Source organism: Pseudarthrobacter chlorophenolicus A6 (assembly GCF_000022025.1).
Classification (GTDB): domain Bacteria; phylum Actinomycetota; class Actinomycetes; order Actinomycetales; family Micrococcaceae; genus Arthrobacter; species Arthrobacter chlorophenolicus.
Window position 1 is genome coordinate 97,920 of record NC_011881.1, and the last position, 22,626, is coordinate 120,545.

Consider the following 22,626-nt stretch of genomic DNA (forward strand, 5'->3'; position numbering starts at 1 on the left):
TCATCTCGGATAAAAGTTATCCGAGTAGTAGGTGAGGATGAGATATGAAAATTCTGGTTGCAGGCGGCACAGGCCTGATCGGCAGGCAGGTTGTGGATATTCTGACCGGGCAGGGACACCAGGCAATTGCTGCTTCCCCCTCCAGCGGTGTGGACTCGGTGACCGGCGAGGGTTTGGACGAAGCAATGGCCGGCACCGATGTTGTTATCGACTTGACGAACACCACGGATTTCGACGAAAACGTTGTGGTTCCGTTCTTCACGAAATCCACGGCAAATCTCCTTGCTGCCGAGAAGCGAGCCGGAGTGCAGCACCACGTGGTCCTTTCCGTTGTGGGGACCGACCGGATTGGTCCAGTCGGGTACTTCGCAGGTAAGACGGTCCAGGAGAACGCAGTCCGGGACGGCGGGGTGCCTTACACCTTGGTCCGGGCAACCCAGTTCTTCGAGTTCATCCCGATGATCGCTGACGTTGGGACCCGTGACGGCAAAGTCTTCCTCACCCCCCACTTGATGCAGCCGATGGCCGCCGCCGACGTCGCGCGATTGGTCGCCGATGCAGCGGTGTCTCCTGCCCTGAACGGGGAGCTTGAAATTGCCGGCCCCGAACGAGCACCCATGCACGAGTTCGCCAGCCGGGTCCTCAGCGCGCAGGGCGATCCCCGCACCGTGGCCGTTGACCCTGACGCCGGGTACTTCGGTATCCCCATCGAGGAAACAACCATTGTCCCGGTCGGAGAAGCCCGCATCGGCGAGAAAACTCTGGACCAATGGTTGCAGGAGAACACAAACTCCTAGCACCACAGGAGCTCCCGCTGCGTCAACGGAAAACCCCAGCCCACGACAAATCACTGATGAGTAACCCACAAGGCAACCACCAATAAAGGTCCTCTATTTGGGCCTAGGTTCGCGGTTCTTTGCCGGGGTCTGCCATTCAATCTCTAGGCTTGCCGCCTAGGGCGTCGCACCCGATGAGGCAAGGATCAAAGTCCGGCAATTAGGACACAACTTTTTCCTGCTCCTAATAAAACCCCAAAGTCGATCATGAAAGGAAGTCAGCAACAATGCACACATCCAATGAATTCGAAGGCCGCGCGGTCATTGACGTTTTGTCGTCGGTCGCGGCCCCGCCTATTCCGACAGATGCTCATGCAATGACCATTTTGGTCACGCTTACCCCAGGAAGCGTTGGATCCCCTCCTCACCGCCACAGCGGACCGGCCTACGGGTACGTAGTTGAGGGCGAAATGATTTTCGAGCTGGAAGGCGAGCCCCAACGTGTGGTCAAAGCCGGGGAGACGTTCTGGGAACCAGGGGGAGACGTGATTCATTATCAGGACGGGAACAACCTGCAGGACGCTGAAACCAAGTTCGTGGTGACAATGTTCTGCGCACCTGGAAAGCCCATGCTCGAAGTAGTCCCAGCCGAGGAATTGGAGGAACGTAGGGAGCGACGGGCTCCAAGGCCCTCTTAGCATGCTGCTTCACGGCCGCCTCTGCGCGGGCGCGACAGCGGGATCATGCGTGCTGCATATTTTCCTGGTTAATAGCCTTCACCCATGGTGGCTCAATCTGATGATCATCGTCATGGTTGGGGTGTGCGTTCCGTGCGCCGCGCATACTTGGCACCGTCCAAAGGTGCGGGCGCTCCGGCAGATTAGCATCGCTGCACTGATGATGGCAGCGCTGCATGCGGGCCCTATGTTGTTTCAGACCCCTCAAGGCCACGTTCACGGGACCCAGCACTCCGTGATGCTACAGGCCACGGACGCTGGCAATGCATCAACAGTGGCCGTGATCGTGGTCGAATTGCTGACAGCGTTGCTGGCGTCGACACTCCTTGCTCGACTCAGAAGGGAAGGCTCAGCACAAACGCGTTGTTCCGATCCGCACCGAGGGCTTGTGGCGGCGAGGCAGCGTCCAGAAGGCTGAAACGCTAGTTTTGGCATTTGACGTTCCCTGGGGACCATCACAGAGTCGTGCGGTGGAGAAAAATGCTGGCAGAGTGGGCAACTCCCTGTGACTCGCTCAAGCATCATACTTTTTTACGGCTGCAGCAGCGAATACGCGAAAGCATATTTCCTATCCTGCAAAGCGCGTAATCCGGCACAGGGGGACTGGCGGTCAGGCGACATCTTTCGTCTGACCGTTAGTCCTCCATAAACATGTAGACGCGCTGGAGGATTGTGGTGTGTCTTCGATGTACGTGGGGAAGTCCGCGCGGATTCCAAGAGTAACGCGCCGAGGCTGCCTGCTCACCAGTGCGCTCCGCAGCTGCTGCAGCGAGAACGGCTCCAGGAGCCCTGAAAAAGCTGCTGTTCATGTCCGTGTCGCGAAGTAACGACGCATTCGGGCTCTGACATCCGGTTTCGGCAGCGTTAACGAAGGGGGGCAATGATTAAGGCGGGCCTCAAACCGCACTCGTTCGGAGGAAAATGTCACCTCTACGCATACACCTCGGCAACCGTGTCATTCTCCCAAGATTGATGAAATCGTTCGCGTATCGTCCTGCGCGCTCCACGTCTCTGATCGTTTCTGGTATATACACCGCCCCGGGTCGGCTATACAGTGACCCGGGGAGCTCCAATGCAGGCCCAAAGTGCGGCGGAATCTGCCGTACGCTCAAATCACAGGTATCAGGCCCGAAGTTACGTCAGCACGTGTCGCTATTAGGGCAGAGCTGCGATCTAGTCCGGATCGTCTAATGAAAATCTGGAACTCTTTGGAGGACGTACCGGCTGAGACTGGCCAAACGGTTGTCAGCTTGGGCTGCTTCGACGGCGTCCACCGTGGACATCAGCTCCTTCTCGCTAGGCTTCTGAATGCGGCGGAAACAAACGCTGCCAAGTCCGTCGTTGTAACCTTTGATCCCTTGCCCGCCCAGTTGCTCTATCCAGAAACGGCTCCTTTGGCCGTCATGGCGCTTGAGGACAGGCTGGCTGCTCTTGAAGTCGAGGGTGTGGATGCTGTCTTGGTCATCAGATACACCAGAGACGTCGCGGCCCAAGCGGCGGAAGTCTTTGTAGAGAAGGTTTTCGTGAAGACACTGCACGCTGCAGCTGTGGTCGTCGGAGAGGATTGCCGGTTCGGCCAGGGACGCGCCGGAAACATTGAGACGTTGCGCGCCGCTGGGCTCAGATGGAGCTTCGACGTATCTGTCTTGGGCGATCGTACCGCAGGGGGAACCGAGGGCAGGCGCTACTCCTCGACTTGGGTGCGCGAAGTACTTTCATCTGGAGACGTAGGCATCGCTGAGCAAATCCTCGGACGACCCCACAGAATCAGAATGGAGGTGACTCGGGCTGCGGGTTCGTGGAGAACGAAAGCCCGCGCCGTGCAAGGAATGTTGCCCGCCTCCGGTGATTATGCCGGGTGGGCCCGTGTCGGCTCAGGCGAACGAATCCCCGCAATCATCCGTATCCCCCGCAGGGCCTCGCTCGCCACCGATATTACTGTTGAGCTGCAGATGCCGGCAGACCGATACGCTGAAAAGTCACCCGGCATGTCGAGGAAGATTTCCTTTGACTTTTCGTCGACATCTTGAACGCGTCCCATGTGCTTCGGCAGGGTCCCGTGCGGCCTCTACAACGCGTGAAGCGCCCATATTTAGGCGACCTGCAGCGGGCCGGGTCAAGTTCAGCTCAGTTGCCTTGACACCGACGTCCGGCGATGTTTTGCCATCGGCAGAAAACCCGGCGCGTGCGTGGCACTATTGCCATGCAATCCGTTGCGCCTAGGGAACCACACGGTGGAAAACGGTGCAAAGCATGAGGGTATTTACCTCGACCAGGCCCAAAATGAAGTAGCGTCTACGAAGTCCAAGCCAATGAGGACTCTGCCTCGGATGTCCCAAATCAACAGTGTCCAAGAATGGCCTGATCCTTCCAACTCGCGTATTTGGCTGAGGAGCATATTCGTAACGCGCCGTTGCCCGTGCTTTTTTAGTCTCAAACGCCCCAAGAGCCGCTAAGCGCCTCTTGCCGGAATTCGGCGGGCGTAAGTCCAAAAGTTTTCCTAAAGGACATTCCGAAATGAGACGCGGTCTTAAAGCCCCATCGGAGCCCAATGGAGGCGGCGGAAACGGCATGGAGAGCGGGATCGCTTAGATCGCGCCGACAGCGTTGCAGCCGCTGATGGCGGACCCAAGACGCAACGGTGAGCCCTTGGGCTTGGAAGATGCCGTGAAGCTGGCGCAGTGAGATGTAATGCGCGGCCGCGATAGTCCTCGGTCCCAGCCCAGGATCTGAGAGATTTTCGTCGATGTAGCTCCTAATTTGCTCCAGCAAGGCCGGAGACGTTGCTTGTGGATATGAAGGGGTGGAAATATCCAATTGCCTTTGGAACATGGTGGTGATGATGTCCAGAGCTCCTTGGGCGGCAAGAATTTTGCTTCTGCCCGAGCTAGTATCCATCAGCTGGTTCATCGTGATGAGCAATGTACCCGCCGCTGGGGCGAATCCGTCCCTTGCTCCTGTACGTGTTGCTGTCAACTGGCCTAACTGCTCCGGCGGAAGGTTGATGAGACGTTGGGGAAACTTCATGCAGAGGTTGCGGTAGTCCGTGCTACTCACCACCGTCGTGGGCCGGGTTGTGTCGAAAAGGGTGAGGTCACCCGGTTGGAGAACAGCGGTGCGGTTGTCCTGCGAGAACTCACCCACCCCTGCAATTTGCAGGCACAAAAGATAATCGGGCCGATCCGTACTGCTGATACTTTCAGCTCCTCGGTGCGCCAGATGCTTGCCGGTGGACATCTCTATGAATTCAATGCCGGCAACTTTCCGATTCCGCAGATAGCCCTGAAACGCTCCGGGGCGTTCCAATTCAACTTCGAAACTCATCAGCGACCGTGATAGCAAGACTCCCCAGTCCTCAATACTCCGAACCGCTGCTTGCGGACTTTGATTCTGGTTCTGGGCGGACGATCGTGAAGCCGAATCCTCGCTTTTCAAATGCGTCTCCTCCTCTGCGGCCTGCAGGGAATGACGGACAGTGCGTCGTTGCACGCCGTTAGTCTTCCAATTTTATGCGTACGAAGAGTGACGGACAGTCGCGCTGACCTTACTGCACGGAATGAACATGCGACCGCACTCTAGAGCGATGCTTTGTGACCCGACTCACCTATAGCTTATTTCGGAAGACGCAAAACGAAAGAAGAAGTCGTGTGATGCCGGGCCTTCCGGATCTAAAGAGCGCTCGTCAAACGTCGATTCCCCCTAGAGCACCAGCAATGAAAGCTGTCACCCGTGCCCAAACTATCGGGTTGACCAGGAAGAGGTAGCTATGAATGATTATGACGTTCCAGTCCTGATAGTGGGCGGCAGCCTTGTCGGCATGACGAGCGCCGCCCTGCTGGGCACCCATGGAATCCCCTCCTTAGTCGTGGAACGCCACCGCAGTTCGGCGATCCATCCCCGTGCCGCCCTAATCCTTCAGCGTTCGATGGAGATTTTGCGGACTGCCGGGCTCGAGGAAATTATCAGTGCCAAATCGGCGGAACAGTTTGACCAGGATGCCGCGATCATGTCCGTGGAGACATTGGCGGGCGAAGAGATCGCGTGGCACTTGCCCAAACTCAATGATGGTGTCCGCGATTTGAGCCCGTGCGAGAGACTTTTTGCCACACAGGTGGCAATCGAGCCGGTGCTGAAGGGCCGGGCACAGGAGCTCGGAGCGCAGACCTTGTTCGGGACGGAATTGGTCAGTTTTGAACAGGACGCCGACGGAGTGACGGCCCTAATCCGGGACCGCGACACCGGAGAGACCTCAACAGTCCGGGCGCGGTACATGCTCGCCGCTGACGGAGCCCACAGCCCAACAAGGGATCGGCTCGGGATCAGCAGGGTGGGACATGGCGTGCTGTCAAAAAGCATCACCATCTACTTCCGCGCGGACGTCAAAGAACTGCTCCGAGGGCGGAACCTGGGAGTTATTATGGTCGTCAATCCAACACTGCAGGGGTTTTTCCGTATCGAGAAGCCGTACAAGTCAGGTTTTCTAGCTGTCCACGGTCTTGGTGATCCGCTAAACCCGAACAGTGACATCTGGACCGATTTGACGGAGGAGGGCTGCGTGGACCTCGTCCGCGCGGCCTTGGGCGACGACAGTATCGCGGTCGAGATCGATGACGTCATGCGGTGGCAGGCGACAGCTCAGGTGGCAGAAAGGATGCAAAGCGGGCGGATCTTCCTCGTCGGTGACGCGGCGCACTCAATGCCCCCGTACGGTGGTTACGGTGGTAACACCGGAATCCATGACGCCCATAATCTGGCCTGGAAGCTGGCCGCCGTTATAAAGGGAGACGCCCAGCCCGAACTTCTGTCGACTTACGACTCTGAGCGTCGGCCCGTAGCAGGCTTTACCGTCGCACAGGCCTTCTCGAGATACGTCGCACGGGCGGCACCATTCCTAGCCACTGACGACATGGAACCTCTGGTTAGCGACGCGAACATCGACCTTGGCTACCGCTACAGGTCCACAGCCGTGACAGCAGACGCCGATGACCTCGGCGAGCTCCATGGCAATCCCCGCGAATCCAAGGGCCGCGCCGGCACCCGAGCCCCACACCACCCCATTGAACTTGACGGAGAAATCCTCTCAACGCTTGACCTCTTCGGGCGAAATTTCGTCCTATTGACAGGCTCAAATCAGCCGGCATGGCACGAACGCGCCCTTCGGGCCTCGAAAGCACTCGACATTGACATCGACGTGCATTCCATTGGCGACTCGGGTGGATACTCCGACGCCGGCGGTGGCTTCTCTGATGCCTATGGCATCTCAGCAACGGGCGCCGTACTCGTCCGGCCCGACGGCTTCGTCGCCTGGCGTGCCGTCACTGATGCTGATGCCACCGACGTCTCCATCAGTGCAGTTCTCATCGACCTGCTGGGCCACGCAAGCCAGGCCCCGAATTCGAACGCCGAGGACATCGCCCAACCCCAGCCCGCATAGGGCCCCCAAGTCCAACCCCATTTCATCGATAAACAAAGGAGCAACACCATGGCCTATCTTGAAGGCTCGCACCATGTCACCCTGTCCGTCGGAGGTGCCCAGGAAGACGTTGATTTTCACGTCAAGACCCTGGGCATGAAATTCATCAAACGCACGGTCCTCTTCGACGGTTCAACGCCCGTCTACCACCTCTACTACTCCAACGCCAACGGTGATCCCTCCTCGGTGGTTACAACATTCCCGTGGGCCCAAGCCGGTCTTGTTGGCAAGCGGGGAACGAACCAGGCCCGTGAAGTTCTGCTCTCGGTACCGCCGACGTCCCTCGACTACTGGCACAAGCGACTTAACCAGCACAAAATTGATGTTGAAAATATCGAGGTTTTCGATCAGCGACGTCTCGCTTTCCGCCACCCCAGCGGCATCGAGTACGTTTTCGTCGGCAATGAAAATGACGACCGCGAAGGATTTGCAGGGAATGGCGTACCGGCCGAACATGCTATTCATGGTCTGCACGGCGTCGGAATTCACGTTTCAACCCCTGAGCGTATGGTCGACTTCGCCAACGACACCTTCTTCGCCCAGGGAACCATTCTGGAAGACGGAGACCGGGCAGCACTCCAGGTCGGCAACGAGAAAATCGGCAACCACATCGAACTGATCGCGAACCGGAGTGAAGACCAGGGTACCTGGACTTACGGTGCAGGAACCTTCCACCACTTCGCGTGGAACCTGGACACCCTGAAGAACCAGGACGAAGTGAAATTCGGCATCGAAGGCGCCGGCTACACGGACATCTCCGAACTTAAAGACCGCAAGTACTTCAAGTCGGTGTACGTCCGCACTCCAGGTGGTGCTCTGTTCGAACTGGCGGTCACTCACGAGGACGGTGGCTGGGATTGCGATGAGTCCCCGCACGAACTCGGGACGAAGTTCCAGGTCCCTCCCCAGTTCGAGTCACGCCGAGATGAAATGTTCGAGCAACTCGAACACATCACCGTCTAACCACTGGAGGGAGCGTGACCTTGACCATCCCGCTCCCTCCAGTCCTTACCAGGTAGGAGTAACCGCCATGGCAGCTAACAGACATCTCGAACAACCCGTGGTGTCATGGGGCACTGGACGATCAGAGGCGCGCATGGCAGTCATGGCGGTGCACGGCCGCGGCCAATCACCGTCCTTCATGCAGGAGCAGTCACTGAGGATCCGTTCCCACGGAATTCGTTATTACGCTCCCCGTGCATTTGGCGACAGCTGGTACCCGCGGCCCTTTATGGAACCCATTGAGGGCAATGAACCGTACGTCGCTGAAGCCCAAGAAGCCTTGCGTGCCACTCTATTGAGGATGCAGGACGACGGTTTTGCACCACAAGACACCGTCCTTTGGGGCTTTTCCCAGGGCGCCTGCCTTCTCTCGCATTTCATCCTGACCACGCCAATGCCATTCGGGGGGCTCCTGCTTTTCACTGGGGGCTATATCGGGAACGAATCCGTTGAATCCCAACAGGACAAACCTCTGCATGGTGTCCCTGTCCTTATTCGAAGCATCGAGCACGACCCGTGGGTCCCCTCCAGCCGGGTACAGGACACCGCGGAGATCCTGACCAGGCTGGGTGCAAAGGTTGACCTGCGGATCTCCCCGGGGTCCGAACACATCATCACTGATGAAGCCATGTCCGCGGCAAGCCGCCTGCTAAGCCAAGAACCGAGAAAACCAGCAGCTCGGCATAGTCACCAACACTCAGCAGACCAGTAACACCACCACCCTTAGGAAAATCAAATGTCCATTTCGACCAACTCCACTCCTTCCACCCTCCTAGGGCTTACCCCTGGGATCTGGACTCTCGACAGCTCTCACAGCGAGATCGGTTTCACTGTTCGTCACGCAGGCATCAGCAAAGTACGCGGTAGTTTCGACGAGGTGACAGCCACCCTTCAGGTGTCAGACACACTGGAGAAGTCGGCGGCCACCGCAACCATCGCTGCGAAGAGCCTTAATTCCAACAACTTGGACCGCGATGCCCATGTTCGCGGCGGGGACTTTTTCGACGTCGAGCAGTTTCCCACCCTTACCTACCAGTCCACCGGATGCAGCAGAAATGGCGACACATACAACCTGGAGGGGAAACTGACAATCCGTGGCCTCACCAGGCCCGTAACCCTAGTAACCGAATTCAACGGCGTGACTGTCGATCCGTTTGGTGCGACTCGGGCAGGGTTCTCTGCCACAACGGTGATTAGCCGCAAAGAGTTTGGCCTAACGTGGAACGCGGCTCTTGAAGCAGGTGGCGTCCTGGTCGGAGACAAAGTCACGATCAACATCGACGCCGCGTTTATAGCAACCAACGCCTAAGTGTGTGTGACGGCGCGATGAGGAGATTGCTCTCCAAGTAGAAAGAATCGCGGTAAGGCCAAGTGCCGGGGACAGGCTGCATTAGCTACCAACGCCACCAAGACAATGTGCCGCCGTTGACGGCTGCGCAAGGTTCGAGCAGATGGAGTCGCCCTGAACCTCGCGCAATCTATCTCCCGCAACGGCAAATCACAACCTAAGGACCCTTTATGGACCTCGAATTTGAACATAACACTCTCGGACAGCGCGTGCTCTTCGCCCCAGGCAAAGCCGCGGAGAAGCTAGAGGCTGAAGTCTCCCGTCGCGGTGCACACAGCATCATGCTGATCGCTTCAAAGGCCGAGATCGAGATTGCGCTAGGAGTTAGTTCTGCCATCGAGGTAGCCCTGACTTATACGGATGTTGCCCCGCATGTGCCAGTCGAAAAGGCGGAGAAGGCGCGGGCGGCCGCCGCCGAAGCAGGTACTGATTTGCTGGTGTGTGTTGGCGGCGGATCAACGACAGGGTTGGCCAAGGCCATCGCCCTGACCAGTGGCCTGCCCATCGTCGCTGTTCCAACCACCTACGCCGGATCTGAAGCCACTAACGTCTGGGGCATGACGGAGGCGTCCCGCAAGACGACCGGAGTAGACGACGTTGTACTCCCCCAAACGATCATCTACGACGCCGAACTAACCTACTCCCTGCCAGCGGGGCTTTCCATGGCATCCGGATTGAATGCTTTGGCCCACTGCATTGATTCCATGTGGGCTCCAGGCAGTGACCCCATCAACCAGGCCTTGGCCACTGAGGGCATCCGGGCGCTGTCACAGGGCCTGCCGCGTATCAAGGCTGACCCGCGCGACCGGAAAGGACGGGAGCAGGCTCTCTACGGAGCCTATCTCTCGGCGGTCGCGTTCGCTGCCGCCGGCTCCGGTATGCATCATAAAATTTGCCATGTTCTTGGTGGCGCATACAACCTGCCTCACGCCGAAACTCATGCCGCTGTCCTCCCTCACGTTCTCGCGTTCAACGCTCCGGCTGCACCGGAGGCCGTCGCCCGTATTGCTGCCGCGTTTGGTGCCGAGGCAGCCGTCGATGGCCTTAACGCGCTGCAGGAGGCAATTGATGCGCCACGAGCGCTGAGGGACTATGGGCTGGCCGAGACGAGCATCTTGGAAGCAGTCCAGCTAATACTCCCGGTGGTCCCGCCAACGAACCCACGGTCGGTGACGCAGGATGCCCTCAGGCAACTACTCGAATCCGCATGGGCCGGAACGGTGCCAATACGCTGACTTGAAGGCGCTCCGTTGGATCATTTCTGCCTCGTTAACAGCGCAAGGTCATTCTGTTTGTAAAGAACGTCGGGTTGGTGGTTCTCACAGCTTTAGAAGGAAATGCTCGAGAGCTGAGAGGCGAGACGATGTTTGGCAGGGGTGCTTGCTTGCTTCGTTGAAGATACCTACAGCCAGCAGATCAGAGGAACTTTGGAGAAGATTTCGTGAACCAGGCTTTTGTGTACGACGCCGTGCGCACCCCGTTCGGCAAGTTCGGTTCCGGCCTTGCCGGTGTCCGCCCGGACGACCTTGCCGCGCACGTGATCAAGGAGTCCGTAAAGCGCGCCCCCGGGCTGGATCCGGAGCGGATTGATGAGGTGGTGTTCGGCAACGCCAACGGTGCCGGTGAGGAGAACCGGAACATCGCCCGGATGGGCACCCTGCTGGCGGGTTTGCCGGTGTCCATTCCGGGGACCACGGTGAACCGGCTCTGTGGCTCGTCGCTGGACGCGGCGATCATCGCCTCCCGCCAGATCAACGCCGGCGACGCGGACCTGATGCTCGTGGGCGGTGCGGAGTCGATGTCCCGCGCGCCGTGGGTGCTGCCGAAGACGGAGAAGCCCTACCCGGCCGGGGACATGACGCTGGCTTCCACCACCCTTGGGTGGCGGCTGGTGAACAAGGCGATGCCCAAGGAGTGGACCATCTCCCTGGGCGAGGCCACCGAACGGCTGCGCGAGAAGTACGGGGTGACCCGGCAGGCACAGGATGAGTTCGCCGCTAACTCCCACAACCTGTCCGCCGCGGCATGGGACGAAGGCTTCTACGACAACCTCGTGGCCCCGGTGCCGGGCACTGACCTGGTGCGGGATGAGGGCATCCGGCCCGGTTCCACCGCGGAGAAGCTTGCGGCACTGAAGACGGTGTTCCGTTCAGAGCCTGAGGGCGCCGAGGTGGGCGGCACGGTTACCGCCGGCAACGCATCCCCGTTGTCCGACGGCGCTTCCGCGGCCTGGGTGGGGTCCGAGGCTGCCGCCGGGCTGCTCGGGCTTGAGCCTCTCGCCCGCATCGCGGGCCGCGGTGCGCATGGCAACGACCCTCAGTACTTCGGCTTCGCCCCGGTGGAGGCTGCGAACAAGGCCCTCGCGAAGGCGGGCATCGGCTGGGACCAGGTGGGCGCCGTCGAACTTAACGAAGCCTTCGCCGCGCAGTCACTGGCCTGCATCAACGCCTGGGGCATCGACCCTGCCATTGTGAACGGGCATGGCGGGGCGATCGCGATGGGCCACCCGCTCGGCGCGTCCGGCACCCGGATCCTGGGCACCCTGGCCCGGTCCCTGCAGGCCTCCGGGGAACGGTGGGGCGTCGCGGCGATCTGCATCGGTGTGGGCCAGGGCCTGGCCGTGGTGCTCGAAAACGTTACTGCTCGGAAGGCGTAGGGGAATGTTGAACTTTGCAGATTCGGTCCAGGAGGCCGTGGCCGGGATCAGTGACGGTTCCACCGTGATGATCGGCGGGTTCGGCAACGCAGGGCAGCCGTTCGAACTGATTGACGCGCTGCTCGAATGCGGGGCCACCGGACTGACCGTGGTGAACAATAACGCCGGCCAGGGCGACCAGGGCCTGGCTCTGCTGATCAAGGAAGGCCGGGTGAAGAAGATGATCTGTTCCTTCCCGCGGCAGTCCGATTCCTGGCACTTCGACGCCAAGTACAAGGCCGGCAAGATCGAACTCGAACTGGTGCCGCAGGGCAACCTGGCCGAGCGCATCCGCGCTGCCGGTGCCGGGATCGGCGGGTTCTTCACGCCCACCGGGTATGGCACCATGCTGGCCGAAGGCAAGGAAACCCGGATCATCGACGGCCGCGGCCAGGTGTTCGAGACGCCCATCCACGCCGACGTTGCCCTGATCAAAGCCCTCAAAGCCGACGGCAAGGGCAACCTCGTCTACCGCAAGACCGCCCGGAACTTCGGCCCCATCATGGCCGCCGCTGCAAAGCACACCATCGTCCAGGTGTCCGAGGTCGTCCCGGTCGGCGGGCTCGACCCGGAGAACATCGTCACCCCCGGCATCTACGTCAATACGGTTGTCCGCGTGGCGGCTTCGAGTTCAGCAGGAAAGGTGGCTTGAGATGACCACTGCAACAACCTCCATCCAGACCTCCGCCACACCCCTGGGCCGGGATGACCTCGCCCGCCTCGTGGCCAAGGACATCGCCCCGGGATCGTTTGTGAACCTGGGCATCGGCCAGCCCACCCTTGTCTCCAACTACCTCACCGAGGACCAGGACATCACCCTCCACACCGAGAACGGGATGCTCGGCATGGGCCCCGCCGCGGAGGGCGACGAGATCGACGGCGACCTCATTAACGCAGGCAAGATCCCGGTCACCGAACTGCCCGGCGCCTCGTACTTCCACCATGCCGATTCGTTCGCGATGATGCGCGGCGGGCACCTGGACATCTGCGTCCTGGGCGCCTTCCAAGTCTCCGCCACCGGTGACCTCGCGAACTGGCACACCGGGGCACCCGGGGCGATCCCCGCCGTCGGCGGCGCCATGGACCTCGCCACCGGCGCCAAGGACGTGTTCGTGATGATGACGCTCCTGACGAAACAGGGCGCCTCCAAGATCGTGGAAACCTGCACCTACCCGCTCACCGGCGTCGGCTGCGTCACCCGCGTCTACACCGACAAAGCCGTCTTCCTCACCGGACCCGAAGGCGTCACCGTCCGCGAAACCTTCGGCTGCACCCTCGAAGAACTCCAGAAACTGGTACCCGTCCCGCTCAACTTGGCCGCCTAAGGCCGAGCTCCGAGCTGGCCCAGCAGCAGGCAAGAGCATACGGAATGGTACTCCGCGCCCGTCATGTGGCAGGACGAGCGTCCTCTGTTGATGGACTACTGCAGGACTTGGAGCTTCATGTTTCGGCCGCGGGCCAACGACATCGAGAGGGTATAAGGAATGCGTACTGCTCTGAATGCCGTATCGGGCAGTGGTGAAGTAACGGTCTTTTCACCTGGTGTGGCTGAAGTTGTGGTCGCAAAGGCAGCAGACCTCGACCACGCTCTCCACAACGCGGTTACTTTGGTGATGGAAACCGCTATCGAGCGTCGAACGGGAATTATGATGACCCGCCTAGGCATCGGGAGGTACATTGTGCAGGTCCATCCAGAAGTCCCAGTTGGGCTCATCCGCGAACGACATGTACTGAAGGCGGACCAATAGGCTGCACGGTTACCTTCTCTGTGCCGGCCGTAGAGACGCGTTGGTCCACACAGCCAATCTGAAGCGCCGCTAATAGCCCTGGTGCAGCTGGTGAGGCAGTTCAACAATGGTGACCCCACACCTCCACCCGATTCGGAAACGCCGATAACCGTCCTTATGTCAAGTAAACCCCTGCATATTGCATCAGATGCAACACTTCTGGGTTTTACACCAGTTACCGATTACTACCTGCCCAAATTAGCTACGGCACGCAGGTAAGCGTCAAGCCCGTGCCGCCGTCCGACGGCAACGCCTTCCACCGTTAGCCCCGCAACAGCGCCGTCGCCCAAAAGTCGGTAGACGAGGCGAAATCGCCACTCACTGCGATTATCAAATTCAGGATCGGGATCAAAGTAGACCTTATAGCAGTCACTGAGGTCGCCTGTCGCGGACGACTCGTCCAGTGAAAGACCGGATATCCGGCCGTCCCGGATGTCCATGAGAAGTTGGATGGCCATTCGCTGGCAGTTGTCCGGGAGGAGCTTGATATCGCTCCTAAAACCTTCAAGTACGGTTATTTTCTCATATGTCATCTACTCGGCCGAGTCTAGCCCCAGTTCCGAGACCAAATCTGCAAGTGGCATCGAACGGTTGGTCGCGATGCGATGGGTAACCTCGGCCCTCATGCGAATCTCGTCAATTTGAGGCAATAGTTGTTCATACATTTCAATGGGGATAAGCGCGGCCTCTGGCTTACGGTGTCCACCGATCAACGCTGGCTCGGCCAACACTCCCTCTTCCCGGAAGGCCCGAAGGTGCCCCGGGAGCCCTGACCTAGCCTGGGTAACAGTTTCGACGCTGGCGATTGTCATGTGCCTATGCTAGCAATGCGACCTCCTTCCTGTCCAGAATCATGTACATGTTTCTGGACAGGCTTTGGCCGAACGCCAAGCGTTTTCATGTGCCGCAGCGGGCGCCTGCTGCCTTGCTCGGCTCGCCGTCGAGGCGACAAACCCAACCAAAATATTCCGGAGAATTTCAGCATTTGAAACTATCCCCGAATATTCGGGGGCTTGGCGCACAGCCGGCCCTTGCCGCGGGGGAGGTTGTCAGGCTTCGCATTCCTTGCAGTAGGAATGGCCGTTGCTTTCGCGTGCGAGTTGGGTCCGGTGCCGGACCAGGAAGCACGATGAGCAGGTGAATTCGTCCTTGCCCTGCGGGATGACCTGGACGATGAGCTCTTCCGAGACGATTTCGCCGCCGGGGGTCAGCCCTCCGTCGAGAGCTTCGGATTCGTCCAGTTCGGTGACGACGCTGCGTGCATCTGGGGCGTTGGCAGACTTCAGTGCCTCCAGCGAGCGTTCTTGGGATTCTTTGACGTCGGAGCGGACTTCATCGTAATCGGTAGCCACAGTAGGCGGTTCTCATTTCTTTGCTTGCCGGTTCTTTCCTGACCGAGGGAGCAACGTCCACGGTCTTGGAGTTGTTCCAGCTCAGAGGCCTGCCCCCCCTCTCCTGCGCCAGGATCAACCGGCGGTTGCTGACTTCCGCTTATGCCGCTGAACATCAGGAGGATGAGGCCATGGCGCTCACCAGGTCCCGGACAGCACTGTGAGCGTAAGGGGATGTCTTGACGTTCTTCTTGCGTACCCTGACACTCGTTCTCAGGCATCGAGGGTTGGAGGCCGCCGTGAATGGTCAGCGAATCGGCTACGTTCGGGTGAGCACACTCGACCAGAACGAAAAGCGCCAGCTTGAAGGTCAGGCTCTGGACCGGGTATTCACCGACAAGGCCTCCGGCCGGGACACAGCACGACCGCAGCTCGCGGAGCTGTTGCGGTTCGCCCGCGAGGGCGACACGGTGATTGTGCACAGCATGGACCGGCTCGCCCGTAACCTGGATGACCTCCGCGCCCTTGTCCAGGGCCTCACCCGACGCGGGGTGCGGGTGAAGTTCCTCAAAGAGCAGCTCGTATTTACGGGTGAGGACTCCCCCATGGCCAACCTCATGCTCTCCGTCATGGGTGCTTTCGCTGAATTCGAGCGGTCCCTCATTAGGGAACGCCAGCGCGAGGGCATCACTCTGGCCCAGCAGCGTGGCGCCTACAAGGGACGGAAGAAGACCCTGACCCCGGAACGGGCGGCCGAGCTGGTCCAGCGAGCCGGCAGCGGGATCCCCAAAGTCATCCTCGCCCGTGACTACGGAATCAGCAGGGAAACCGTCTACCAATACCTCCGGCAAGCCAGACTGGAGTAGACGCCGCCTCCCAGGGGAAATCTTGCCAGAGTCGGCAAGCAAAGAATCCGGGTCCCGCAACTGTTCACAGCCAACCTCAAGGTTCACCGGGCAGGGTTGTTCTTGGAACTTCGGCCAACCGCTATTTGGTCGAAGTTTCGCCAATTTCGCGGGTTTCCCGGCCAGCCACCGGACGTTTCATCTCTGTGCTGGCATCCGAGGCGCCACCCTGTGTGACCGGACCCGGCAGCCCCCACCAGCTCTGCCTCAGGCCAAGGCCACGGGTTGCACCCTGCTCGCCAGCCCGCCTCCTCCAGCTTATGGAGCGTTCGTGATCGGCGTTTCGATCCAACCGCCTCCCTGCGACCCCGCACCCATTGCCTTGTGGCGATCCTGCCGCCACGCCAAGGTTCGCGATTCTTTACCTAAGATTAGGTTGTGTATCATGAACCTAACGAAAGGGTGAGACGTGCTATTCGACTACGCCAAAGAGAGTGTTGCTCGTCACAAGTTGGCTGACCTTGGGCTGACGGTGGAGCAAATTCATGACACGTTGCTGTACGGAGCTGCGGAAAAGTCCACGTACACAGAACTCGATGCTCCGGGAGCTGGAGAATACGCTCGATGGTCGCGGCACGTTCGCCGCATGAGCGAAACTCTCGCGCAGCAAGGCTGGGAGAGAATCAATCCGGATCATCAACCTACGATCGTTCACCCAAGCTTCGAGCACGCCCTTGTTATCACAGGGGGAAACAGTGCAACTGGATTGGCTTATGCAACGCCCACGAACAAGAACCCCAAGGGCCGCAGCATCCGCAATGCCGTGATGGGTAACAAGGAATCGGTCTTGTTCCGACCCCAGGATGTCCAGCCTGTGTTGGGCGGTCTCCGCCAGACTTGGGTCCTTCTCACATATGTCGCCGACGATGGGCGGATCCGAGCTGAGGTCAGCCTCCCGGGTGACATGGTCGGAGAGCAAATCACACACTGGATCCACCGCATCCTTCTCCCCGAAATCGATCCGAACGCTGGTCTGGCCCTGGGAAGTGAGGAAGAACCACCAAGCTACGACTTCGAAGTTCTTCGGAAATGAGCCTCGAAAACAGGCCGCCGTTTGTTTCCGCTCGCCTTACTCACGCACGCAGGCGGCGGGGGATGACAATCACAGCGCTTAGTACTGCAAGTGGAGTCAGCACTAAGAGTATTTCCGACTTCGAGAACGGAAAAAAGGAGCCTGCCCCCGAGACGCTACGGCGATTAGGTCATGTCTTAGGCGTGCCACTCGAGCATTTCGCGCGCCCTGGCATCGAAGAAGTCCCCGTAGCTTCCGTCAGCTTCCGCGCGCCAAGCAAGATGACTGCCAGGAATAGAGACATGGCTCTTACAGTCTCTGGCCATGCGATAGAGCTCCGAGCGTGGATTGACTCTCACTACGATACTCCCCCCGCAGATGTCCCAACCTTGCATAAATTCACTGGGGCACCCGATGCGTCCGCTGCTGCGGAGATCCTTCGAGCCAAGTGGGGATTAGGACAGGCTCCGCTAGGAAATATGATTCACCTCCTGGAGCTCCATGGTGTCGCCGTGTTTTCAGCCAAGGCGGACAAGGGAGAAATGGACGCCTTTTCATTCCGGGATTCGGGCACTCCTTACGTACTTCTTAGTACAAAGAAGTCCGCCGAACGGGGAAGGTTTGACGCCGCTCACGAATTGGGCCACTTAGTTCTCCACGCGGAATCAGTTAAACCATCCGGCGTGGAGGCTGAACGCGAGGCGGACAGTTTCGCTTCGGCTTTCCTAATGCCGGAGGCGGATGTCCGGGCGCAAGTTCGGCTTAATCCTTCGCTAGATGAGATTCTGCGTAAGAAAAAACGATGGAACGTTTCGGCAATGGCATTGGCCTACCGCCTCCACGACCTTGGCTTGCTCAGCGACTGGCTCTACCACACGACCTGCGTCAACCTGTCTCGGATGGGATATCGGTCTGGAGAACCTAACGGCATAAATCGAGAATCGTCTCGACTGCTAACTCAGGTAGTGAACGACCTATGGAACAGACCGGGTGGCTTCGAACAGCTGTGCAACGACCTAGCCGTCAGTGCCGAGGATGTAAATGATCTCATCTTCAAGCTGGCTCCGGTCGGGCTGAGGGGGTCGGCACAATCTTCCCCTCCTCTCCGGCCAAACCTCAGGGTAGTAGCGGGGTAAAAATTTCTAGTCGCTGTGGGATTGAAGGGTTTGAGCATGCAGGGTGATGACATCAAGAGGCTTGGTCGCGCCGTAGTCTTTGTACATCAACACGACCAGAAGATTGCGGATCACCATGTCAGGGCTGAAATAGAGGTTCTCCTGCTCACGGGGAAAGCTATGGACTTCGCGGCCCGACTCAAGGGCCATCAGGCGATCTTCCCACTGACGCACGAACTAGTTCAACAATATGCGAAGTTCGCAGGCCTAGGTTTCCTAGAGCTCTCAAATACCGTACTTCCTGCACTAAAGCGTGCCGGTCTCATCGACTACTCTCTCTCCGACCAGGGGCGGATAGTCGGGTTAGATGAATATATTGGGGTTTCAGCGACCGTAACTGAGCAGACGGTCCAGCTTCTGAACGTCTTGATGCCGCAGCGCTCCGACCTGGCGTTTTTGCATTCTGTCGAAGTGGCTGCCATCGCACCGCTTGCAGAGTCGGACCATCTGCAGGAGGTCGTTAGCCGTGGGTTCGGCGAGGCGGAGGCGGCCAGTGCCCTGACCCTAGCTAAGGCCGTGGGGCTAAATCTCACAGTCCCTTCGGCAGAGCTGAATGAGCGCGTCGTTTATAGCCCTTACGTCTGGGGCACCCGCCAGCTTTCCCTTGCGAAGTTCCTGCGCGAGCTGCCCCCAAACGAGAGGGACGCCCTTCTCGGAATGAGCGAGCAGGTCCTTGCCACTCCTGGCATTCACATGTCAAAGCTAGTAGCCACGCCGGCAGTTATTCGAAGTGCGCGAAACGCTGGACTCATCCAGGCTGCGAACGTTCAATCCTCCACCGGCAATGGTTCGACCTACGTCTTCTCCCCCTTGCTGGAAGCCGAAGACAATTTGTGCACCACCACAGAAGCATTCCATCTCAGGAAGCTCTTCGTCGCACACATTCTTTTCGGGCATGAACGTGCTATAGCAGGTGGTGGAATCATCCACAGCCCCACGGTGCTTGTAAACGCGCTCCTAAGGCGGGGCGTAGTGGGACCGGCGACGAATATCGGCACCGATTACTACCTTCTGGAAGCCGCCGGAGTTGTTGCAGTCGAACCAGACGCAGGCAGGGCTTACCTCCGCCTAGTTAAGCCTGAAATCGCTGAAGCGGGGCTGGATTGGATCCGACGGATCACAGACTCCGCGGGAACAGGTGAGCTGACGTTGAATCAGCGTCCCGCCAGCTTTCAAAAGCCGGAAGATATGCGGACTGAGGAAACGACAGGCGCTGCTAATGAATTGATGGTTGCGTCAATAAACGAGCTTCGGAAGGAGATGCAGCGTGCAGCACGCCGCGACGATCCCTGGTCTTGATCCCGGGGCAAAAGCAGAAGTTCGGGTCGCTCAGGCTTGGTTCTGGGACGGCTACTTTGTACGCAGGGGTGTGGACCTGACGCACAAATTCGGTAGCGATTCGGCAACAATAACGGACCTTGACGTACTTGCGGTCTCTCTGGACGCTGCCCTTCGTGCTCATAAACATATCGGCGAAGTAAAAACCGGAAAGTCCAACAACACTCCTCGGCCGTTGGACCGTGCGCTTTGGCTACGAGGTGTCCGCGAGCTCATCGGAGCGGAAAGCGGCGAGATCACAACTGCTTTCCGAACTTCAGTTGGCGTAAGGGATGCCTGTCGGCGCCTCGGAGTTTCGGTCCAGCACATGGACGACCTCGCCGCACGTGAACAGCGGCTAGGGATAGCTGACCTTGCTGACATCGGGTCTAATGGCGAGACCGTCGCGCTTTTGAAAAAGGACGTACTCGCTTTCGCTAAGCAGGAGCCTACTCTCGAACGTGCTTACTGGTTCTTAACTTCAGAAGTTTGGTTCCTTGGGCCCTTTGACGCTCTGAAACGCACCTTGGGGCTCATCCGTGAGCTCGGTAAGAGCTGGCCTGACGAGTCACATGCTCAGGAAGCCAGGGCCGCTAGATGGTTTTTTGCTGAAGGCATCGCCCTGATCACCCTTAACCTTGCTGTCATCGCGGGACAAGCTAACACGATGGACAGCGTGGGGTTCCGTGCCATTGCTGCGGATAGGCTCTCCTCGGGTGACGTGCCCTCCTATGCCGTCCGGAAACTTTCTGAACGATTTGATGAGTATCTCGGCAAGATTCTAAATTCCTTAGATGCACCGGCAGATATCAGGGCAACCGCGTCCGGGGCTTTCCTACCTACAGAACCTGGATATGCCGAACCGTTAGTCGAGTTGATACAACGGCTCTCTTCGGAAGCGTCTCTGACTGCTCTCCTGCCCAGGCAGTTGGACGTGATTCTCTTCGAAAGGCTCGTTCGTAGGCGTGAACTGAACCCGGAAATTAGTCGTCGGCTAGGAATCGGTCGCGATACCGAACGACTGATGAGGCTAATCGGGGCTTTTCTTCGCGGGCAATTCGCCCTACCAAGTGTCGTGGAGAAAGTACTCACATCGCCCCTGTCCGAGGGCCATCTCACTGGTGAGTCTAAGGGGAGCCAAATTGCGCTCTTTGACGAAGTCGACTTATAGGTTCACAAGGGGGGCGAGCGCTGGTTGCAGCTGCACCGAGACGGGCGCTTCCGCAAGGCCATTGTGAAAGAAGAACGTAGCCTGGCCGCTCCCTCTTTTTGGTCTGGGCTGCAGGGGAGGGCCTCGTCCACTCCCCCAGATTGACGAAAGGTCCATTATCGGCGCTTGAGAATGGCCGGGGGAGAGGCTTGAAAAGGAGCCGTTTCACCGGCCGATGAGGGTCCGGTCTGCCGGCGGCGGGACAGCGTCCGGGTCCGCATCGATGCTGTAGATGGTCTCGGACCGATTGGTGAGCCTGGTGATGTCCTCGGTTGTGATGTTGATGAACGCCGATCGGTTCTTCAGGTGCTGGACGAGTTCGGTATATGGCCATAGCAGCCGGTCCACATACGTACTGAAGGACCGCCCGCTGGCCCTGGCGTAGTCCGCCACGAGCTTGGGGTCGGTGATCCTTCTGCCGTACGTGAGCTCGATGTCGACGTCGCCCAGCGGGTCGATCTGAGGGTCGAGATAACTGCCGAAGACCCTAAGCGCGTCGACAAACAGGGGCTTACCTTGGTCGGCGTTGTAGGCGTGTGCACGCTTCAGCAGTTCAGAAACCAGCCGGTCGGCGGTCTTTCGGCTGATCGGTTTCCCGAAGCTTGCCATCGCCAGAGCGTTGCCCTGAATGGTGGTATCCCACCAGACGTCCCCGGCGGCATCGGTCTCGACCGTCTCCATGTATCCGGCAGCTTCCAGTTCGGCCAGCACCGTCCCGGGTTCATGCCCGGTGCCGTCGAGGAGGTCTGCCACACCCACGACGGTCATTTCCCTGCCCCTGAACCGGCGGACGATCGCACGGGCCAACTCCGCCGGCAGCCCGGCGATGACATCCGATTTCGCTACCCTCACCTCACCAGCCTACGGGTGAACTACCTCGGCTTCCCGAGGTGCCAGCTCTCTGGGACACCGGATCGGACGTCCAACGGAGACTCCCGGGAAGGTATCGCGCTGGCATCATGGTGGCCTTTTCGCGCTAGTTGCGCGCGTGAGCCTGCGCAGCCAGCGCGTGATTCACGGACTCGACGTCCCAAAACGCTGGGTCAAAGGGTTCGTCTGAGTCAGTGATCTCTGCGACCCATTCGACGCTCTCTGCGTGGTCTGGATGGGCCGGATCGGCAAGGGCCTCGAGGAGTTCTTCGTACCCTGGGAATCCTCCGGAGTCTTCCAGTGGGCCCCGGCGGGTACCGTCAAGTACCCGGGCCGGTGAAGTGCCCTCACTCCAGGTGCGCTGTGAAACCAGCTCAAGCCGATGCAGCCAACTATCGCCGAAATCGTACTCGTAGAAGGCCGCGCCACCGCCAAGCGCCAGCAGTTGGGCAAGGGCTAGGTCTTCCTCTGGCCTGTCATCCGTCTCCACGCACTCTTGCCGGGGAAGCCATTGCAGCGTCTCCGGCATCTGACCATCCACCGTCCGCAACGGTGCGAAGGGGTCGTCGGCTGTGAACCTGTGCAGGTGCATGTCCTCCCAGCCAAAGGCAGTTTGCAGGGTCTGGTGGACACGGTCCAGAGTCAACGAGCCACGGACTTCCAGTTGGCGCCATATTTTGGGGTCACTGTCGACCAGCTCGACACGAACCTCGAGCATCGACTCTGGTTTCCCGCCCATTGCGGCAGAATCGTTCTCCATGCAGGCCATTCTTGCAGGCCCCACAACTCGCGTCCGAGACCCTGCCACTCCCCTGCCATCGATCGTCAGGCTTACAGAACGTCCATTATCGGCGTTTGAAATCCTCGATGAGGGAAGGGCCCGAGATCGCCCTGAGGGCGCCACCGGCCTCGCCCTTAGCGTCCACGAAAACCAGCGAAGGGCCTGCGTCGGTCTGGCTCTTCGGTAGCTGCGACGGCGGCTGTCGCC

The 22,626-nt window shown here is 59.2% G+C and carries 22 protein-coding genes and 1 pseudogene; 17 read left to right on the plus strand and 6 right to left on the minus strand.

Going from position 1 to position 22,626, the window contains the following annotated elements:
• Positions 1-44 precede the first annotated feature (44 nt).
• From ACHL_RS23005 to ACHL_RS23020, 3 genes are all read left to right on the plus strand, one after another.
• A complete protein-coding gene (locus tag ACHL_RS23005; RefSeq protein WP_012623568.1) occupies positions 45-797 on the plus strand; it encodes an SDR family oxidoreductase in 753 nt (250 codons plus the stop codon).
• A 266-nt stretch (positions 798-1,063) separates the two neighbouring features.
• The gene (locus ACHL_RS23010; RefSeq protein ID WP_009359510.1) at positions 1,064-1,474 is read left to right on the plus strand and encodes a cupin domain-containing protein; all 411 of its coding nucleotides are present in this window, start codon (positions 1,064-1,066) and stop codon (positions 1,472-1,474) included.
• Between the two features lie 1,229 nt (positions 1,475-2,703).
• Positions 2,704-3,543, plus strand: coding sequence for an FMN adenylyltransferase (locus tag ACHL_RS23020; protein WP_012623572.1), 840 nt, complete (start codon positions 2,704-2,706; stop codon positions 3,541-3,543).
• 403 nt (positions 3,544-3,946) lie between these two features.
• On the opposite strand, the gene ACHL_RS23025 is transcribed toward ACHL_RS23020, so the two are convergent.
• Positions 3,947-5,002, minus strand: coding sequence for an AraC-like ligand-binding domain-containing protein (locus ACHL_RS23025; protein WP_139187245.1), 1,056 nt, complete (start codon positions 5,000-5,002; stop codon positions 3,947-3,949).
• A 277-nt stretch (positions 5,003-5,279) separates the two neighbouring features.
• Between ACHL_RS23025 and ACHL_RS23030 the strand changes: the two genes are divergently transcribed.
• The 8 genes from ACHL_RS23030 (at position 5,280) to ACHL_RS23065 (ending at position 13,356) form a co-directional block, all read left to right on the plus strand.
• Complete coding sequence (locus ACHL_RS23030; RefSeq protein WP_009359507.1) at positions 5,280-6,947, plus strand: FAD-dependent monooxygenase; 1,668 nt, start codon at positions 5,280-5,282, stop codon at positions 6,945-6,947.
• A gap of 48 nt (positions 6,948-6,995) precedes the next feature.
• The gene (locus tag ACHL_RS23035; protein WP_009359506.1) at positions 6,996-7,949 is read left to right on the plus strand and encodes a VOC family protein; all 954 of its coding nucleotides are present in this window, start codon (positions 6,996-6,998) and stop codon (positions 7,947-7,949) included.
• 67 nt (positions 7,950-8,016) lie between these two features.
• Complete coding sequence (locus tag ACHL_RS23040) at positions 8,017-8,700, plus strand: alpha/beta hydrolase (RefSeq protein WP_012623574.1); 684 nt, start codon at positions 8,017-8,019, stop codon at positions 8,698-8,700.
• A gap of 24 nt (positions 8,701-8,724) precedes the next feature.
• Positions 8,725-9,297: a YceI family protein gene (locus ACHL_RS23045; protein ID WP_009359504.1), complete on the plus strand. Its 573-nt coding sequence runs from the start codon at positions 8,725-8,727 to the stop codon at positions 9,295-9,297.
• Between the two features lie 209 nt (positions 9,298-9,506).
• The gene (locus tag ACHL_RS23050; protein ID WP_012623575.1) at positions 9,507-10,571 is read left to right on the plus strand and encodes a maleylacetate reductase; all 1,065 of its coding nucleotides are present in this window, start codon (positions 9,507-9,509) and stop codon (positions 10,569-10,571) included.
• Positions 10,572-10,777: 206 nt separating this feature from the next.
• The gene (locus tag ACHL_RS23055; RefSeq protein WP_009359502.1) at positions 10,778-11,992 is read left to right on the plus strand and encodes a thiolase family protein; all 1,215 of its coding nucleotides are present in this window, start codon (positions 10,778-10,780) and stop codon (positions 11,990-11,992) included.
• Positions 11,993-11,996: 4 nt separating this feature from the next.
• Positions 11,997-12,683, plus strand: coding sequence for a 3-oxoacid CoA-transferase subunit A (locus tag ACHL_RS23060; protein ID WP_009359501.1), 687 nt, complete (start codon positions 11,997-11,999; stop codon positions 12,681-12,683).
• 1 nt (position 12,684) lies between these two features.
• Positions 12,685-13,356 (plus strand): 3-oxoacid CoA-transferase subunit B, encoded by a 672-nt coding sequence (locus ACHL_RS23065; RefSeq protein ID WP_012623576.1) that lies wholly within the window; start codon positions 12,685-12,687, stop codon positions 13,354-13,356.
• Positions 13,357-14,003: 647 nt separating this feature from the next.
• Here the strand turns inward: ACHL_RS23065 and ACHL_RS23070 are convergent.
• The 3 genes from ACHL_RS23070 to ACHL_RS23080 all read right to left on the minus strand — a co-directional run bounded on the left by ACHL_RS23070 (position 14,004) and on the right by ACHL_RS23080 (position 15,170).
• The gene (locus ACHL_RS23070; protein WP_012623577.1) at positions 14,004-14,351 is read right to left on the minus strand and encodes a hypothetical protein; all 348 of its coding nucleotides are present in this window, start codon (positions 14,349-14,351) and stop codon (positions 14,004-14,006) included.
• Positions 14,352-14,630, minus strand: coding sequence for a hypothetical protein (locus tag ACHL_RS24530; protein ID WP_043795275.1), 279 nt, complete (start codon positions 14,628-14,630; stop codon positions 14,352-14,354). It lies immediately after the preceding gene.
• 237 nt (positions 14,631-14,867) lie between these two features.
• Positions 14,868-15,170: a DUF4193 domain-containing protein gene (locus ACHL_RS23080; protein ID WP_012623578.1), complete on the minus strand. Its 303-nt coding sequence runs from the start codon at positions 15,168-15,170 to the stop codon at positions 14,868-14,870.
• Between the two features lie 278 nt (positions 15,171-15,448).
• On the opposite strand from ACHL_RS23080, the gene ACHL_RS23085 reads away from it, so the two are divergent.
• From ACHL_RS23085 to ACHL_RS23105, 6 genes and pseudogenes are all read left to right on the plus strand, one after another.
• On the plus strand, positions 15,449-16,015 hold the full coding sequence (locus tag ACHL_RS23085) for a recombinase family protein (RefSeq protein WP_012623579.1): 567 nt from the start codon (positions 15,449-15,451) through the stop codon (positions 16,013-16,015).
• A 448-nt stretch (positions 16,016-16,463) separates the two neighbouring features.
• A complete protein-coding gene (locus ACHL_RS23090; RefSeq protein WP_012623580.1) occupies positions 16,464-17,087 on the plus strand; it encodes a hypothetical protein in 624 nt (207 codons plus the stop codon).
• Positions 17,084-17,272, plus strand: a pseudogene (locus tag ACHL_RS24870) (helix-turn-helix domain-containing protein); the annotation flags it as partial. The gene ACHL_RS23090 and the pseudogene ACHL_RS24870, both read left to right, overlap by 4 nt.
• 273 nt (positions 17,273-17,545) lie before the next feature.
• Positions 17,546-18,202, plus strand: a complete 657-nt coding sequence (locus ACHL_RS24795) for an ImmA/IrrE family metallo-endopeptidase (RefSeq protein ID WP_244266604.1) — start codon at positions 17,546-17,548, stop codon at positions 18,200-18,202.
• 36 nt (positions 18,203-18,238) lie between these two features.
• Positions 18,239-19,540, plus strand: coding sequence for a hypothetical protein (locus ACHL_RS23100; protein WP_043795279.1), 1,302 nt, complete (start codon positions 18,239-18,241; stop codon positions 19,538-19,540).
• Entirely contained in the window at positions 19,509-20,729 is a 1,221-nt protein-coding gene (locus ACHL_RS23105) for a response regulator transcription factor (RefSeq protein WP_012623583.1), read from the plus strand. Before ACHL_RS23100 ends, ACHL_RS23105 begins: the two co-directional genes overlap by 32 nt.
• Before the next feature lie 204 nt (positions 20,730-20,933).
• Here ACHL_RS23105 and ACHL_RS23110 read toward each other — a convergent pair whose 3' ends face one another.
• Together ACHL_RS23110 and ACHL_RS23115 are read right to left on the minus strand one after the other, a co-directional pair.
• Positions 20,934-21,620: a hypothetical protein gene (locus tag ACHL_RS23110; RefSeq protein ID WP_012623584.1), complete on the minus strand. Its 687-nt coding sequence runs from the start codon at positions 21,618-21,620 to the stop codon at positions 20,934-20,936.
• Between the two features lie 124 nt (positions 21,621-21,744).
• Positions 21,745-22,398, minus strand: a complete 654-nt coding sequence (locus ACHL_RS23115) for a plasmid pRiA4b ORF-3 family protein (protein WP_244266594.1) — start codon at positions 22,396-22,398, stop codon at positions 21,745-21,747.
• Between the last annotated feature and the right edge of the window lie 228 nt (positions 22,399-22,626).

Coding starts and splice junctions, on each gene's coding strand:
- ACHL_RS23035 (WP_009359506.1), top strand. CDS start 6,996: ATGGCCTATCTTGAAGGCTCGCACCATGTCACCCTGTCCGTCGGAGGT.
- ACHL_RS23050 (WP_012623575.1), top strand. CDS start 9,507: ATGGACCTCGAATTTGAACATAACACTCTCGGACAGCGCGTGCTCTTC.
- ACHL_RS23060 (WP_009359501.1), top strand. CDS start 11,997: ATGTTGAACTTTGCAGATTCGGTCCAGGAGGCCGTGGCCGGGATCAGT.
- ACHL_RS23030 (WP_009359507.1), top strand. CDS start 5,280: ATGAATGATTATGACGTTCCAGTCCTGATAGTGGGCGGCAGCCTTGTC.
- ACHL_RS23020 (WP_012623572.1), top strand. CDS start 2,704: ATGAAAATCTGGAACTCTTTGGAGGACGTACCGGCTGAGACTGGCCAA.
- ACHL_RS23100 (WP_043795279.1), top strand. CDS start 18,239: ATGCAGGGTGATGACATCAAGAGGCTTGGTCGCGCCGTAGTCTTTGTA.
- ACHL_RS24795 (WP_244266604.1), top strand. CDS start 17,546: ATGATTCACCTCCTGGAGCTCCATGGTGTCGCCGTGTTTTCAGCCAAG.
- ACHL_RS23005 (WP_012623568.1), top strand. CDS start 45: ATGAAAATTCTGGTTGCAGGCGGCACAGGCCTGATCGGCAGGCAGGTT.
- ACHL_RS23070 (WP_012623577.1), bottom strand. CDS start 14,351: ATGACATATGAGAAAATAACCGTACTTGAAGGTTTTAGGAGCGATATC.
- ACHL_RS23040 (WP_012623574.1), top strand. CDS start 8,017: ATGGCAGCTAACAGACATCTCGAACAACCCGTGGTGTCATGGGGCACT.
- ACHL_RS23115 (WP_244266594.1), bottom strand. CDS start 22,398: ATGGAGAACGATTCTGCCGCAATGGGCGGGAAACCAGAGTCGATGCTC.
- ACHL_RS23065 (WP_012623576.1), top strand. CDS start 12,685: ATGACCACTGCAACAACCTCCATCCAGACCTCCGCCACACCCCTGGGC.
- ACHL_RS23010 (WP_009359510.1), top strand. CDS start 1,064: ATGCACACATCCAATGAATTCGAAGGCCGCGCGGTCATTGACGTTTTG.
- ACHL_RS23045 (WP_009359504.1), top strand. CDS start 8,725: ATGTCCATTTCGACCAACTCCACTCCTTCCACCCTCCTAGGGCTTACC.
- ACHL_RS24530 (WP_043795275.1), bottom strand. CDS start 14,630: ATGACAATCGCCAGCGTCGAAACTGTTACCCAGGCTAGGTCAGGGCTC.